Consider the following 14,258-nt stretch of genomic DNA (forward strand, 5'->3'; position numbering starts at 1 on the left):
CACGGCGCTGTCCCTTATTATTCTGTTCAACCGAGCCTGCCTGTGAACAAAGGGATCCGCCGCACTATGATTATGCGCGTTGTGTTGACGCTATTGGCGCTGGTGAGCCTGTCGAGCCAGGCGCAGACCATCAAAGAGAGCACGGCCTTTGCCGTCATTGGCGAGCCGAAGTACGCGGTTAACTTTAACCACTACGATTACGTTAACCCCGCCGCCCCGAAAGGCGGAAACGTGACGCTTTCCGCCACGGGAACGTTTGACAACTTTAACCGCTTTGCCCTGCGCGGCGTGGCGGCAGCGCGTACCGAATCCCTCTATGACACGCTGTTCGTCACCTCCGACGACGAGCCCGGCAGCTATTATCCCCTGGTCGCCGAGAACGTGCGATACGCCGATGATTTCAGCTGGGCAGAAATCGCGATTAATCCGCGGGCGCGTTTTCACGACGGTACGCCGGTTAGCGCCCGTGACGTGGCATTCACCTTTCATAAATTTATGACCGAAGGCGTGCCGCAGTTTCGTCTGGTGTACAAGGGCACCACGGTGAAAGCCATCGCCCCGCTGACCGTGCGAATCGAACTCCCTGAGCCGAACAAAGAGAATATGCTGAGCCTGTTCTCCCTGCCCGTCATGCCCGAATCCTTCTGGAAAAATCATAAGCTGAGCGATCCCCTCTCTACCCCGCCGCTGGCCGGAGGGCCGTATCGCATTACCGACTGGCGAATGGGCCAGTACGTGATCTATTCCCGGGTGAAAGATTACTGGGCAGCCACTCTGCCGGTAAACCGGGGCCGCTGGAACTTCGATACAATCCGCTACGACTACTACCTGGATGATAACGTGGCCTTCGAGGCATTTAAGGCGGGCGCGTTTGATTTACGTGTCGAGAACAGCGCCAAAAATTGGGCGACCCGCTATATCGGAAAAAATTTCGCGAAAGGCTATATTGTTAAAGACGAACACAAAAACGAATCCGCGCAGGACACGCGCTGGCTGGCGTTTAATATTCAGCGCCCGGTTTTTTCCGATCGTCGGGTGCGTGAAGCCATTACCCTGGCGTTTGATTTCGAATGGATGAACAAAGCGCTGTTTTACGGAGCCTACAGCCGGGCGAACAGCTATTTCCAGAATACTGAATATGCCGCCCGTGATTATCCCCACGCGGACGAGCTGGTTTTGCTGGCGCCAATGAAAGCGGAGCTCCCGCCGGAGGTGTTCACCCGCGTATTTGAACCGCCCAAATCCGACGGAAACGGGTTCGACCGGGACAACCTGCTGAAAGCCAGCAACCTGCTGGATGATGCTGGCTGGGTGCTGAAAAATCGGCAACGGGTTAATGTGCAAACCGGTAAACCGCTCAGCTTCGAACTGCTGATTGCCTCCGGCGCAAACGATCAGTGGGTGCTGCCATTTAAGAAGAACCTTGCCCGGCTTGGCGTCACCATGAATATCCGCCAGGTCGATATGGCCCAGTTAACCAACCGCAAGCGCAGTCGCGATTACGACATGATGCAGACCCTGTGGGCCGCGCAGCCGTGGCCAAGTTCAGATCTGCAAATCTCCTGGGCATCGGGGTATATCGACTCCTCCTACAACGCCCCGGGCGTAAAGAGCCCGGTGATTGATGCGCTGATTGCAAAAATTGTCGCCGCTCAGGGCGATAAGAACAAGCTTCTGCCGCTTGGCCGCGCGCTCGATCGGGTCTTAACCTGGAACTATTACATGCTGCCGATGTGGTATATGGGCGAAGATCGCGTGGCCCGCTGGGATAAATTCTCCCTGCCTGCCGTTCGCCCGGTCTACACCCTCGGCTTTGACACCTGGTGGTATGACGTGAATAAAGCCGCAAAACTGCCCGCAGAGCGGCGTTAAGGAGTGACGATGGGCGCTTATCTTATCCGCCGGCTGCTGTTAGTGATCCCGACGCTGTGGGCCATCATTACCATTAACTTTTTTATCGTCCAGATCGCCCCCGGCGGTCCGGTGGACCAGGCAATTGCGGCAATAGAATTTGGTCACGCTGGCGGCATGCCGGGCGGCGGCGGTGAAGGAATGGGGGCCAGCCATGCCCGGACGGGCGTGGGCAACATCAGCGAAAGCCACTACCGGGGCGGTCGCGGACTGGATCCGGAGGTGATCGCCGAGATTACTCATCGCTATGGTTTTGACAAGCCGCTGCACGAGCGTTATTTCAGGATGCTCTGGGATTATGTCCGTTTCGATTTTGGCGACAGCCTGTTTCGCAGCGCCTCGGTGTTAACCCTGATCAAACAAAGCCTGCCGGTTTCCATCACGCTCGGACTGTGGGGGACGCTGATTATTTATCTGGTCTCCATTCCGCTGGGGATCCGAAAAGCGGTCTATAACGGTAGCCGTTTCGATATCTGGAGCAGCACATTCATTATCATCGGCTACGCTATCCCGGCGTTTCTGTTTGCCGTGCTGCTGATTGTCTTTTTCGCCGGCGGCAGTTATTTCGACCTCTTCCCGCTGCGCGGGCTGGTCTCTGCGGATTTCAGCACCCTGCCGTGGTATCAGAAAATCACCGATTACTTCTGGCACATCACGCTTCCGGTGCTGGCAACGGTCATCGGCGGATTTGCGGCGCTTACGATGCTGACCAAAAACGCCTTTCTCGATGAGATCCGCAAACAGTACGTCGTCACCGCGCGCGCCAAAGGCGTCGGTGAAAAGCAGATCATGTGGAAGCACGTTTTTCGTAACGCCATGCTGCTGGTGATTGCCGGTTTCCCCGCCACGTTCATCAGTATGTTTTTTACCGGCTCGCTGCTGATAGAGGTGATGTTCTCGCTCAACGGATTAGGGCTGCTGGGCTATGAGGCCACCGTCTCGCGTGATTATCCGGTGATGTTTGGCACACTCTACATTTTCACCCTGATCGGCCTGCTGCTGAACATCATCAGCGATATCAGCTATACGCTGGTCGATCCCCGTATCGATTTTGAGGGTCGCTGATGTCGCGTTTAAGCCCCGTCAATCAGGCCCGCTGGGCGCGCTTTCGCCACAACCGTCGCGGCTACTGGTCGCTGTGGATCTTCGCCGTCCTGTTCGCCTTAAGTATGTGTTCGGAACTGATTGCCAACGATAAACCCCTGCTGGTGCATTTCAAAGACCGCTGGTATGTGCCGGTGCTGACTACCTACAGCGAAAGCGATTTTGGCGGCCCGTTTGCGACGCCAGCCGAGTACCAGGATCCCTGGTTACGTGAACAGATAGCGCAGCACGGCTGGGCTATCTGGGCGCCGATTCGTTTTGGCGCGAACAGTATTAACTTCGCCACGTCCACCCCCTTCCCTTCGCCGCCTTCCGCGCAAAACTGGCTGGGAACGGACGCCAACGGCGGCGATGTGCTGGCGCGCATTCTCTATGGCACCCGCATCTCGCTCCTGTTTGGGCTACTGCTGACGCTCTTTAGCAGCGTAATGGGCGTTGTGGCGGGCGCCGTGCAGGGCTATTACGGGGGTAAAATAGATTTATGGGGACAGCGCGTGATTGAAGTCTGGTCCGGTATGCCAACGCTGTTTCTGATAATCCTGCTGTCCAGCGTGGTACAGCCTGGCTTCTGGTGGCTGCTCGGGATCACCGTCCTGTTCGGCTGGATGGCGCTGGTCGGCGTGGTGCGCGCGGAGTTTCTGCGTACGCGGAATTACGACTATATTCGCGCTGCGCAGGCGTTAGGCGTGAGCGATGGCGCAATCATCTTCCGTCACATGCTTCCCAATGCGGTGGTGGCGACCCTTACCTTCCTGCCGTTTATTTTGTGCAGCTCCATCACCACCCTGACGTCGCTTGATTTTCTTGGTTTCGGTTTGCCGCTGGGCTCACCGTCCCTTGGCGAACTGCTGTTGCAGGGCAAAAACAATCTCCAGGCCCCCTGGCTGGGCATCGCCGCATTCCTCTCCGTGGCGGTGCTGCTTTCCCTGCTGATTTTTATTGGCGAAGCCGTGCGCGATGCCTTCGATCCCAACAAGGCGGTATGACATGACCCGGCCTCTTCTGAGCATAGAGAACCTGTCGATTGCGTTTTCAAAACAGGGCGAATCACGCACGGTGGTGACGGATTTATCGTTGCAGATCCAGCGCGGAGAGACGCTGGCGCTGGTCGGGGAATCCGGCTCCGGTAAGAGCGTTTCGGCGCTGTCGGTGCTGCGCCTGCTCCCTTCCCCGCCGGTCAGCTATCCGCAGGGGGATATTCTGTTCCATGGACAATCGCTGCTGAACGCTGACGAGCAAACCCTGCGCGGCATTCGTGGCAACAACATCGCCATGATTTTTCAGGAGCCGATGGTGTCGCTCAACCCACTGCATACCCTGGAAAAACAGCTCTATGAAGTGCTGTCACTTCATCGGGGAATGCGTAAAGAGGCAGCGCGGGGTGAAATTCTGGACTGCCTTGAACGCACCGGTATCCGTAATGCGGCGAAACGGCTGAACGATTTCCCGCACCAGCTTTCCGGCGGCGAGCGCCAGCGCGTGATGATTGCAATGGCCCTGCTCACGCGCCCCGAACTGCTGATTGCCGATGAACCTACTACCGCGCTGGACGTCACGGTACAGGCACAAATTCTGCAACTGCTGCGCGAACTGCGCGACGAGCTGAACATGAGCCTGCTGTTTATTACGCACAACCTGAGCATCGTGAAAAAGCTCGCTGACGCGGTGGCCGTGATGCAAAACGGCCGCTGCGTGGAACAGAACCGGGCATCCGCCCTGCTGAGCGCGCCTCAGCACCCGTATACACAGCGCCTGCTCGATAGCGAACCCGCTGGCGACCCGGTTCCGCTTAACGCTGACAGCGCGCCGTTGCTGAGGGTTGAGGGGCTGTCGGTGTCATTCCCGATCCGCAAAGGCATTTTGCGTCGCGTGGTCGATCACAATCATGTTCTGAAAGACATGAGCTTCGCTCTGCGTCCGGGCGAATCGCTTGGGCTTGTGGGCGAGTCCGGTTCAGGCAAAAGCACCACCGGCCTGGCGCTGCTGCGCCTGATCGCCTCTCAGGGAAGCATTGTTTTTGACGGCATGCCGCTGCAAAACCTGAATCGCCGGATGATGCTTCCCGTGCGTCCGCGGATGCAGGTGGTATTTCAGGATCCAAACTCTTCGCTTAACCCGCGCCTGAGCGTATTACAGATTATTGAAGAGGGCCTGCGCGTCCACCAGCCGACCATGACGGCGCAACAGCGTGAAATCGACGTGATGCGGGTGATGGCGGAAGTGGGTTTAGATCCCGAGACCCGGCACCGGTATCCGGCTGAGTTTTCCGGCGGACAGCGCCAGCGTATAGCGATTGCCCGCGCGCTGATCCTGAAACCGGAGCTGATCGTGCTGGACGAGCCAACCTCTTCCCTGGACCGCACCGTGCAGGCGCAAATTCTGGCGCTGCTGAAGGGGCTACAGGAAAAGCATCGGCTGGCCTATATCTTTATCAGCCACGATTTACAGGTGGTGCGTGCGCTTTGCCATCAGGTGGTGGTATTGCGGCAGGGAGAAGTCGTTGAGCAGGGAGAGTGCCAGCGCGTATTCACCGCGCCGACGCAGGATTACACGCGCCAGCTATTGTCCGCTGACTAGCACTCAGAAAGGATATTGACCGGAGAACGGCTCGGCAATGGCCACGCCGAAGTTTTTCAGACGACAGGTGGCGGCAAACTCATCCTGGCTGTTAACAAACAGGCACGGCTCACCTTCGCATTCCAGCACGGAGCTGTCCACTTCGATGTCCGTCAGCGCCTGGCTGAGACGTTCCATGACCGGCCACGCATTTTCATCGCTCGGGCTGAGCAGTTTGAGGGCCACCAGACAATTATCCTCCCCGGCAACGCTTTGCGGAATCGGTTCAACTTTCGAACCTGCAAAACCCGTCGACCAGCGATAGCTCTGGGGCAAGCGATGGACAATGGAGAGTTGTAATGTATTCACGTTCAGATCCCCGGAAGCAAATTTACTTCACAATTTATTTACATTTATAGTAACACATCATCGCCAACCTGCACTGTTTAGCGGATTTTATAGGCGTTGCAGGCTCGCGTCGGCGCTATATGTACCCGTTTCTGCGATCTAACTCAACCTTTTTAAATACAATGATGTGACTTTTTACATAAATAGATTTTACATAAAAGAAACAAACACAGGGTAAACGAACGGAGGGTTGGTTGATATGGGTCAACAAAAAGGCCCGTCACGGGCCTTAAGTGGTCATTTATGCGCCGTCTTTCGCGGCCGGCTGGCGTAAAGATAGAAGAGTATGGAGCAGGTCGCGCAGAGGGCAATCGCCCACAGCATCGGCCAGGCGGTATTAAACGTCGCCGTCGAGAGCAGCGCCCCGACTATCGCGCCAATTCCGAAACGGAACGTTCCTGCCAGCGACGAGGCGGTGCCCGCCATATGCGGAAATTCGTCGAGGATCACCGCCATCGCGTTGGATGAAACCATCGACACGCAGCCGACAAACGCCGCCACGCCCACCACCAGCGCCCAGAAACCGACGCCCAGCAACGCGCTCAATACCAGCCAGATAGCCATCACGAACTGGATCCACAGCCCGGCTCGGAACATATTCAGCGCCCCAACCCGCCGGACAAAGCGGCTGTTGATAATGGTCATCACAAACAGGAACACAATATTCAGCGCGAAGTAGTAACCAAAATGCTGGGGTGACACATGGTTCAGTTCGATGTACACAAACGGCCCCGCGCTCAGGAACGAGAACATTCCGGCAAAGCTGAAGCCGCTGGCCAGCATATAGCTGAGCACACGCTTATGGCGAAACAGCGAGGCAAAGTTGCCAAGCGTGGTGCGAATGTGGAACTTCTGACGTCGCTCGACCGGCAGCGTTTCATCGATAAAGACGAAGATCATCACCGAGGCCAGCAGCGCGGCAATCGCCAGGATCCAGAAAATCGCATGCCAGCTGAACCACACCAGGACCGCCCCGCCCACCATGGGGGCGACCAGCGGCGCAATTGTCGTGACCAGCATGACGAACGACATCATGCGTGAGAACTCTTCCTTCGGGTAGACGTCGCGCATCAGCGCGTTAATCACCACGCTTGCCGCAGCCGCCGCCAGGCCATGGAAGAAGCGCATCACAATCAGCTGATCGATACTCTGCGCCAGCGCGCAGGCCACCGCCGCCGCGGCAAATATCAATGTCCCGCCCAGGATAACCGGTTTACGCCCCAGGCTGTCGGCCATTGGGCCATAAAAGAGCTGACCGAGGGCAAAACCAAGAATGTAGGTGCTGAGCGTCATCTGCGCGCTGCCTGCCGGTACGCCAAACTGCGCGGAAATCACCGGCAGCGCGGGCAGATACATATCGATAGACAGCGGCATCAGCATGGCCAGCAGGCCAAGGATAAATACAATTTTAAACGACGAGTGTGGCCTGGTGGTCACAGGGTTCTCCTGAATTTAGCGTGAAGGCAGCCCGACGCTGGCAATCTCTTCTTCCGTCAGCGGGCGATATTCCCCTGGCGCCAGGTCTGGATCGAGTTCAATCGCGCCAATACGTTCACGATGCAGCCCCACAACGTGGTTGCCCACGGCGGCAAACATCCGTTTCACCTGGTGGTAGCGGCCTTCACTGATGGTCAGACGGACGTCCGTGGGGGTGAGGATTTCCAGCACCGCCGGTTTGGTCAGATCCTTCTCATTATGCAGCTGAACGCCTTTCGCGAATTGCTCTGCCGTGTCATCCGAGACCGGAGACTCAAGCGTCACCCGATAGGTTTTCTCGCAGTGATGGCGCGGGGAGGTGATGCGGTGCGACCACTGGCCGTCATCGGTCATCAGCACCAGGCCGGTAGTATCGATATCCAGTCGCCCTGCCGCATGCAGCTTGTGCGCCACAGGTTCGTCGAGGAAATAGAGCACCGTCGGGTGATCCGGATCGTCCGTTGAACAGACGTAACCTTCCGGTTTGTTGAGCATGAAGTAGCGCGGGCCATTCTGCTGGGTCAGCGGGTTGCCGTCATACTCCACCTGGTGCTCAGGCTGGAGTTTAAAAGCGCTGTCTTTCACAATGTCGCCGTCCACGGTTACGCGGCAGGCGCGAATTTCACGCCCGGCAATAGCGCGGCTTACGCCGAGTTGCTGAGCGATAAACTTATCAAGTCGCATGAAATCTTTTTAGCCTTAATGGTGCTGGAAGTCGGACTACGCGTCCGAAAAAGAAGCAGTCAGAAACAGTTCAGTATAATGGTCTGGTTGCGCCACTCAAGGGAAAAAGTTTCGTGGCATACTATATGCGAGTTAACTGAATAGAGAAGCCATGACGTTCACATTACGCCCCTATCAGCAGGAAGCCGTTGATGCCACCCTCGCCTGGTTTCGCAAGCATCGGGAGCCCGCTGCCATCGTACTCCCGACCGGAGCCGGTAAAAGCCTGGTGATTGCCGAACTGGCGCGCCTGGCCCGCGGACGCGTGCTGGTGCTGGCGCACGTCAAAGAGCTGGTGGCGCAAAACCACGCCAAATATTGCGCGCTCGGCCTGGAGGCCGACATTTTTGCCGCCGGACTGAAGCGCAAAGAGAGCCACGGAAAAGTGGTGTTTGGCAGCGTACAATCCGTTGCGCGCAACCTGGAACTGTTTCGCAGCGAGTTTTCCCTGCTGATTGTCGATGAGTGTCACCGCATCAGCGATGACGACGACAGCCAGTATCAGCAAATCCTCACTCATCTGAAAAAGGTGAATCCTCACCTCCGTCTGCTTGGCCTCACCGCCACGCCGTTTCGTCTGGGCAAGGGCTGGATTTATCAGTTTCATTATCACGGCATGGTGCGTGGCGATGAAAAGGCCCTGTTCCGCGACTGTATCTATGAGCTTCCGCTGCGCTACATGATCAAGCACGGCTACCTGACGCCGCCGGAGCGGCTGGATATGCCCGTCGTGCAGTACGATTTCAGCCGTTTACAGGCGCAGAGCAACGGGCTGTTCAGCGAGGCAGATCTTAACCATGAGCTGAAAAAACAGAAGCGGATCACGCCGCATATCATCAGCCAGATTGAAGAGTTCGCGCAAACGCGCAAAGGGGTGATGATTTTTGCTGCCACTGTCGAACACGCGCGCGAAATTACGGGGCTGCTGCCCGCCGACGACGCGGCGTTAATTACCGGTGAAACCCCCGGCCTGGAGCGCGACAGCCTGATTGAGGACTTCAAAGCTCAGCGGTTCCGCTATCTGGTGAATGTCTCCGTACTAACCACCGGCTTTGACGCCCCGCACGTCGACCTGATTGCGATTCTTCGCCCGACGGAATCCGTCAGCCTGTATCAGCAGATTGTTGGCCGCGGGCTGCGTCTGGCGCCGGGCAAAACCGACTGTCTGATCCTTGATTACGCCGGTAACCCGCACGATCTCTATTCGCCGGAAGTCGGCACGCCAAAAGGCAAGAGCGACAACGTGCCCGTTCAGGTTTTTTGCCCTGCCTGCGGGTTTGCCAACACCTTCTGGGGGAAAACCACCGCCGACGGCACGCTGATCGAACATTTTGGCCGCCGCTGTCAGGGCTGGTTTGAAGACGATGAAGGCCATCGCGAACAGTGTGACTTCCGCTTCCGCTTCAAAAACTGCCCGCAGTGCAATGCCGAAAACGACATTGCCGCCCGCCGCTGTCGGGAGTGCGACACGGTCCTGGTCGACCCGGACGACATGCTGAAAGCGGCGCTGAAGCTGAAAGATGCGCTGGTGCTGCGCTGTTCCGGCATGGCCTTACAGCCCGGCGCGGATGAAAAAGGCGAGTGGCTAAAAATTACCTACTACGACGAGGATGGCGCAGACGTCAGCGAGCGGTTCCGGGTCCAGACGCCCGCCCAGCGCACCGCGTTTGAGCAGCTCTTTATCCGCCCGCACACCCGCACGCCTGGCGTGCCGCTGCGCTGGCTAACCGTGGCCGATATCGTGCGCCAGCAGGCGTTACTGCGCCATCCTGATTTTGTTGTCGCCCGTAAAAAAGGGCAGTTCTGGCAGGTGCGTGAGAAGGTCTTTGACTATGAAGGACGCTTTCGCCGGGCAAACGAATTGCGCGGTTAACGGGACTTTTCGTTGATGCGCGAGCCATTTGAGTATAAAATGCCGCCCGCTTCACATCCGTGAGGCAGAACACTCACCTGCTGCTGGGTCGCCTGTAGTAGGGTTTTAAATACAGAGAGAAATCAATGTTCACTATCGAAGCAGAAGTACGTAACGTGCAGGGTAAGGGTGCGAGCCGCCGCCTGCGTACCGCAAACAAGTTCCCGGCTATCGTTTACGGTGGCGAAGCTGCTCCAGTTGCTATTGAACTGGATCACGACAAAGTATGGAACATGCAGAACAAAGCTGAATTCTACAGCGAAGTTCTGACCATCGTTGTTGACGGTAAAGAAGAAAAAGTGAAAGTTCAGGCTGTTCAGCGTCACGCGTTCAAGCCAAAACTGACTCACATCGACTTCGTTCGCGCGTAATCGCAAACCTGTCGAGAAAAACCCCGCGTTTGCGGGGTTTTTTTATGGCTGTTACTTACCGCCTGAAGTGCGACGCTGAAGCTGGTCGCGCAGATTCGGCGGTGTGCCTTTAATGGTCAGCGTGTCGGTGGCCGGGTCCCAGAAGATACGTTCCCCGAGCAGCATGGCATCAAAGTTAATGGTTAACCCACCGCCGCTACCGGCAAATTTCGTCAGCTGACGCAGCGTACTGCGATCCGCCGGGAAGCTCTCTTCCAGCTCATAGCCTTTTTCCGCAGTAAATTCCTGGAAGCTGACTTCGCTGACGCCTGCCAGCTCTTTGGACAGCGACTCCAGCTCAATCTCTTCTCCAGCCTGTAGCTGCTCGTTGCAGTAGCTGTAAACCTGCTGACGCACGGTCTGACGCTCAGATTTATCAAGCTGCGCCTCAGCCGTAAAGTCATCCACCGCCTGGAGGAGACCTTTGTTCTGCGCTTTGGCATTCAGCCCTTCGCTGGCGCCGAGGAAGTCCATAAAGAAATCCGCCACTTTGCGGCCCACGCGGCCTTTAAGGAAGGTCAGATAGCGCGTTGATTCCGGGTTGGTTTCCCATTCGGTTAAATCGATACGCGCCACAATATCCGCATGGTTGATATCCAGGTAGTGCGTTGAGCTGATATCCAGCTGCTCGTTCACGCGCATACTGCTTAAGTTATTCAGCACGGTGACCAGCAGATACTCTACCGCCAGATAGCGGTAGTGGCAGAACAGGACGATACCGCCATCGGCGAAGGGATATTTCGCCAGCTCGTCACGCAGACGGCCAGTAGCAGCGCGGCTGAATGCCAGGAAATCCTCTTCGCCCTGACGTTGCAGGCGCAGGCTATCCGCCAGTTCGCTCTCTTCGCTGAACAAGCCATAGGCTTTATTTTTCGCGCTGTAGACGCGATGCAACTCCGCCATCATCTCGACAACGGTAGGCGTTGGTTCCAGTAACGAATCGCGCAGCACCACTTCAAGGGTTTGCTCATCACGCTTGATAAGCTGGTGCAAGGCAATCTGGTTGATTTCCAGACTCATGATAAACTCTCCTTTTAGACCGGGCGGTATTCAACCACCACCAAAGCATGTGTGCAACAGAAGATAAAAAAGGGGAAAAAAAGCTGTTGCTACGGTAATATGTCGCCCTTCTCTCAACAAACTGATTTTGATTTATGCCACAACATTCCCGCTACAGTGACGAACACGTTGAACAATTGCTCAGTGAGCTGGTCAACGTACTGGAAAAACATAAAACGCCAACCGATCTCTCCCTGATGGTTTTGGGAAATATGGTTACCAACCTGATCAATACCAGCGTTGCTCCGGCTCAGCGTCAGGCGATCGCCAAATCTTTCGCCCAGGCTTTGCAGTCCTCCGTTAGCGACGACCAGGCACACTAAGGGAAACGAACAACAGTTTATGGTGACGAATCGTCAGCGCTACCGTGAAAAAGTCTCCCAGATGGTCAGCTGGGGGCACTGGTTTGCCCTGTTCAACATTCTGTTGGCGATGGTGCTCGGCTGCCGTTATCTGTTTGTGGCGGACTGGCCAACCACGTTAACCGGGCGCATCTACTCGTGGATGAGCCTTGTTGGTCACTTTAGCTTTCTGGTCTTCGCCACCTATCTGCTGATCCTGTTCCCACTGACGTTTATCGTCATGTCGCAGCGGCTGATGCGCTTCCTGTCCGCCATTCTTGCGACGGCGGGCATGACGCTGTTGCTGATCGACAGCGAAGTCTTTACCCGCTTCCACCTGCACCTGAATCCTGTCGTCTGGGAGCTGGTAATTAACCCGGATCAGAACGAGACCGCGCGCGACTGGCAGCTGATGTTTATCAGCGTGCCGATCATCCTGCTGATCGAAATGCTGTTCGCCACGTGGAGCTGGCAAAAACTCCGCAGTCTGACCCGACGCCGCCATTATGCGAAGCCCGTCGCGGCGCTCTTTTTCGCCTCATTTATCGGTTCGCACCTGATGTATATCTGGGCAGATGCGAACTTCTACCGCCCGATTACCATGCAGCGCGCGAACCTGCCGCTCTCCTATCCGATGACGGCGCGTCGTTTCCTCGAAAAACACGGCCTGCTGGACGCGCAGGAGTATCAGCGTCGTCTGGTCGAACAGGGTAATCCGGAAGCGGTCAGCGTGCAGTATCCCCTGAGCGATCTGAAATATCGCGACATGGGCCGCGGTCAGAACGTGCTGCTGATTACCGTCGATGGCCTGAACTATTCCCGCTATGAGAAGCAGATGCCAGCGCTGGCTGAATTCGCTGAGAACAACATCGTATTCACTCAGCATATGAGCTCCGGTAATTCGACCGACGCGGGTATTTTCGGCCTGTTCTACGGCATTTCACCGAGCTATATGGACGGCGTGCTGTCGGCCCGTATTCCGGCGGCATTGATTACCGGGCTTAATCAGCAGGGCTACCAGCTGGGGCTGTTCGCCTCTGATGGTTTCAACAGCTCGCTGTACCGCCAGGCGCTGCTGTCTGATTTCTCACTGCCCGCCGCGCAGAGCCAGTCTGACGATCGGACCGCTGACCAGTGGATAGACTGGCTGAAGCGCTATGCGCAGGAAGATAACCGCTGGTTCTCCTGGGTTGCGTTTAACGGCACAACGCTTGATGACAGCAATCAGAAAGGCTTCGCGCGCCGCTATAGCCGTGCGGCGGGCGATGTCGATGCGCAGATCGGCCGCGTGCTGACCGCCCTGCGCGACGCGGGCAAGCTGGATAATACGGTCGTGATTATCACGGCGGGGCATGGCGTGCCGCTCGGCGACGAGGCGAAGGGCATGGAGTGGTCGCGTCCGAACCTGCATGTTCCCCTGGTGATCCACTGGCCGGGCACTCCCGCGCAGCGCATCAACATGCTCACCGACCATAAAGACGTCATGACCACGTTAATGCAACGGCTGCTGCACGTCAGCACACCGGCAATTGAGTACTCGCAGGGACAAGACCTCTTTAGCGCCACGCGGCGTCATAACTGGGTCACGGCTGCTGGCGGAAACACGCTGGTGGTGACCACGCCAACGTTGTCCCTGGTGCTGAACAGCAATGGCAATTACCAGACGTATAACCTCGAAGGTGAGAAGCTGAAAGACCAGAAGCCGCAGCTCAGTTTGCTGTTGCAGGTGCTGACAGACGAGAAGCGCTTTATCGCTAACTGATTATTTATGAATCAGTTAGCGTTGCTTGCCCCTTGCATTCAAAAAGGAATCGAGTAGTATTCCTTTTATGCGTCGGCACGTAGCGCAGCCTGGTAGCGCACCGTCATGGGGTGTCGGGGGTCGGAGGTTCAAATCCTCTCGTGCCGACCAAAACTACACAAAAAAACCAGCCGCTTATGGCTGGTTTTTTATTGCCTGTCTCCGCATGCGCAATGCTTAGTGTTTTTCACGCCCACCGAGAAAGAAAATCCCCAGCGGAATCGCCAGCAGGACGGTAAACACCAGGCTGTAAACAAAGATCATCGCCGATTGCAGGACAAACATGCTGGTTGTCCAGGCAGAGAGCGGGATGTTGTACTGCTCAATCACACCGACAATGGTTGCTCGCCCCACGCATGCGGCAGCAATCATAAATACAACCAGTAACGCCAGCAGGAACTTGCGGCCTTCAGGTGTCTTCAGTTTTTCCCGTACCATCTCCCCTCCCTTTACAGATGAATAACAATAATTAACGCGTAAAATAACACGATTGCCGCCCCGACTCCAACGCAGCATTAAACACCACAAAAAGAACACCAAAGCAGTGTATTACTCCA

Annotated in this window: 13 protein-coding genes and 1 tRNA gene; 9 read left to right on the forward strand and 5 right to left on the reverse strand. The window is 56.4% G+C overall.

The features are described 5' to 3' along the window. The first annotated feature begins 66 nt into the window (after positions 1–66). Genes L463_RS04030 through yejF form a run of 4 tightly spaced genes read left to right on the forward strand, consistent with a single transcriptional unit; the run spans position 67 to position 5,592 of the window. A complete protein-coding gene (locus L463_RS04030; protein ID WP_017383396.1) occupies positions 67–1,872 on the forward strand; it encodes an extracellular solute-binding protein in 1,806 nt (601 codons plus the stop codon). Positions 1,873–1,881: 9 nt separating this feature from the next. After that, complete coding sequence (locus L463_RS04025) at positions 1,882–2,976, forward strand: microcin C ABC transporter permease YejB (RefSeq protein WP_003859369.1); 1,095 nt, start codon at positions 1,882–1,884, stop codon at positions 2,974–2,976. Further along, complete coding sequence (locus L463_RS04020) at positions 2,976–4,001, forward strand: microcin C ABC transporter permease (protein WP_015572302.1); 1,026 nt, start codon at positions 2,976–2,978, stop codon at positions 3,999–4,001. Before L463_RS04025 ends, L463_RS04020 begins: the two co-directional genes overlap by 1 nt. Position 4,002: 1 nt before the next feature. Further along, entirely contained in the window at positions 4,003–5,592 is a 1,590-nt protein-coding gene (gene yejF, locus L463_RS04015) for a microcin C ABC transporter ATP-binding protein YejF (RefSeq protein WP_032103234.1), read from the forward strand. Positions 5,593–5,595: 3 nt separating this feature from the next. Here the strand turns inward: yejF and L463_RS04010 are convergent, their stop codons facing one another. The 3 genes from L463_RS04010 to rsuA all read right to left on the reverse strand — a co-directional run bounded on the left by L463_RS04010 (position 5,596) and on the right by rsuA (position 8,139). Next, positions 5,596–5,940: a YejG family protein gene (locus tag L463_RS04010; RefSeq protein ID WP_003859372.1), complete on the reverse strand. Its 345-nt coding sequence runs from the start codon at positions 5,938–5,940 to the stop codon at positions 5,596–5,598. A gap of 276 nt (positions 5,941–6,216) precedes the next feature. Further along, positions 6,217–7,416: a Bcr/CflA family multidrug efflux MFS transporter gene (locus L463_RS04005; protein WP_017383400.1), complete on the reverse strand. Its 1,200-nt coding sequence runs from the start codon at positions 7,414–7,416 to the stop codon at positions 6,217–6,219. Positions 7,417–7,431: 15 nt separating this feature from the next. Then, positions 7,432–8,139, reverse strand: a complete 708-nt coding sequence (gene rsuA, locus L463_RS04000) for a 16S rRNA pseudouridine(516) synthase RsuA (protein WP_032103233.1) — start codon at positions 8,137–8,139, stop codon at positions 7,432–7,434. Positions 8,140–8,290: 151 nt separating this feature from the next. On the opposite strand from rsuA, the gene L463_RS03995 reads away from it, so the two are divergent. Both L463_RS03995 and rplY read left to right on the forward strand, forming a co-directional pair. Further along, positions 8,291–10,051 carry a DNA repair helicase RadD gene (locus L463_RS03995; protein WP_032103232.1) on the forward strand — a complete coding sequence of 587 codons (1,761 nt, stop codon included), beginning with the start codon at positions 8,291–8,293 and terminating at the stop codon, positions 10,049–10,051. A 125-nt stretch (positions 10,052–10,176) separates the two neighbouring features. Next, a complete protein-coding gene (gene rplY / locus L463_RS03990; protein ID WP_015572298.1) occupies positions 10,177–10,461 on the forward strand; it encodes a 50S ribosomal protein L25 in 285 nt (94 codons plus the stop codon). A gap of 51 nt (positions 10,462–10,512) precedes the next feature. On the opposite strand, the gene yejK is transcribed toward rplY, so the two are convergent. After that, a complete protein-coding gene (yejK, locus tag L463_RS03985) occupies positions 10,513–11,520 on the reverse strand; it encodes a nucleoid-associated protein YejK (protein WP_017693031.1) in 1,008 nt (335 codons plus the stop codon). Positions 11,521–11,654: 134 nt separating this feature from the next. Here yejK and L463_RS03980 point away from each other — a divergent pair, with 134 nt between their 5' ends. The 3 genes from L463_RS03980 to L463_RS03970 all read left to right on the forward strand — a co-directional run bounded on the left by L463_RS03980 (position 11,655) and on the right by L463_RS03970 (position 13,812). Beyond that, complete coding sequence (locus tag L463_RS03980) at positions 11,655–11,882, forward strand: YejL family protein (RefSeq protein WP_001135586.1); 228 nt, start codon at positions 11,655–11,657, stop codon at positions 11,880–11,882. Between the two features lie 19 nt (positions 11,883–11,901). After that, positions 11,902–13,662, forward strand: a complete 1,761-nt coding sequence (yejM, locus tag L463_RS03975; protein ID WP_017383404.1) for an LPS biosynthesis-modulating metalloenzyme YejM — start codon at positions 11,902–11,904, stop codon at positions 13,660–13,662. A gap of 73 nt (positions 13,663–13,735) precedes the next feature. Continuing rightward, positions 13,736–13,812: transfer RNA gene (locus tag L463_RS03970), tRNA-Pro, on the forward strand. 66 nt (positions 13,813–13,878) lie between these two features. Here the strand turns inward: L463_RS03970 and L463_RS03965 are convergent. Then, positions 13,879–14,139: a DUF2534 family protein gene (locus L463_RS03965; RefSeq protein ID WP_006811332.1), complete on the reverse strand. Its 261-nt coding sequence runs from the start codon at positions 14,137–14,139 to the stop codon at positions 13,879–13,881. Positions 14,140–14,258 lie beyond the last annotated feature (119 nt).

Origin of the sequence: Enterobacter sp. BIDMC 27 (genome assembly GCF_000534415.1) — a bacterium.
GTDB classification, from domain to species: Bacteria; Pseudomonadota; Gammaproteobacteria; order Enterobacterales; family Enterobacteriaceae; genus Enterobacter; species Enterobacter hormaechei_C.

What these genes read in the sequence shown, in the direction of transcription:
- L463_RS04030 (WP_017383396.1), top strand. Translation starts at nt 67, where the DNA reads ATGATTATGCGCGTTGTGTTGACGCTATTGGCGCTGGTGAGCCTGTCG.
- L463_RS04025 (WP_003859369.1), top strand. Translation starts at nt 1,882, where the DNA reads ATGGGCGCTTATCTTATCCGCCGGCTGCTGTTAGTGATCCCGACGCTG.
- L463_RS04020 (WP_015572302.1), top strand. Translation starts at nt 2,976, where the DNA reads ATGTCGCGTTTAAGCCCCGTCAATCAGGCCCGCTGGGCGCGCTTTCGC.
- yejF (WP_032103234.1), top strand. Translation starts at nt 4,003, where the DNA reads ATGACCCGGCCTCTTCTGAGCATAGAGAACCTGTCGATTGCGTTTTCA.
- rsuA (WP_032103233.1), bottom strand. Translation starts at nt 8,139, where the DNA reads ATGCGACTTGATAAGTTTATCGCTCAGCAACTCGGCGTAAGCCGCGCT.
- L463_RS03995 (WP_032103232.1), top strand. Translation starts at nt 8,291, where the DNA reads ATGACGTTCACATTACGCCCCTATCAGCAGGAAGCCGTTGATGCCACC.
- rplY (WP_015572298.1), top strand. Translation starts at nt 10,177, where the DNA reads ATGTTCACTATCGAAGCAGAAGTACGTAACGTGCAGGGTAAGGGTGCG.
- yejK (WP_017693031.1), bottom strand. Translation starts at nt 11,520, where the DNA reads ATGAGTCTGGAAATCAACCAGATTGCCTTGCACCAGCTTATCAAGCGT.
- L463_RS03980 (WP_001135586.1), top strand. Translation starts at nt 11,655, where the DNA reads ATGCCACAACATTCCCGCTACAGTGACGAACACGTTGAACAATTGCTC.
- yejM (WP_017383404.1), top strand. Translation starts at nt 11,902, where the DNA reads ATGGTGACGAATCGTCAGCGCTACCGTGAAAAAGTCTCCCAGATGGTC.
- L463_RS03965 (WP_006811332.1), bottom strand. Translation starts at nt 14,139, where the DNA reads ATGGTACGGGAAAAACTGAAGACACCTGAAGGCCGCAAGTTCCTGCTG.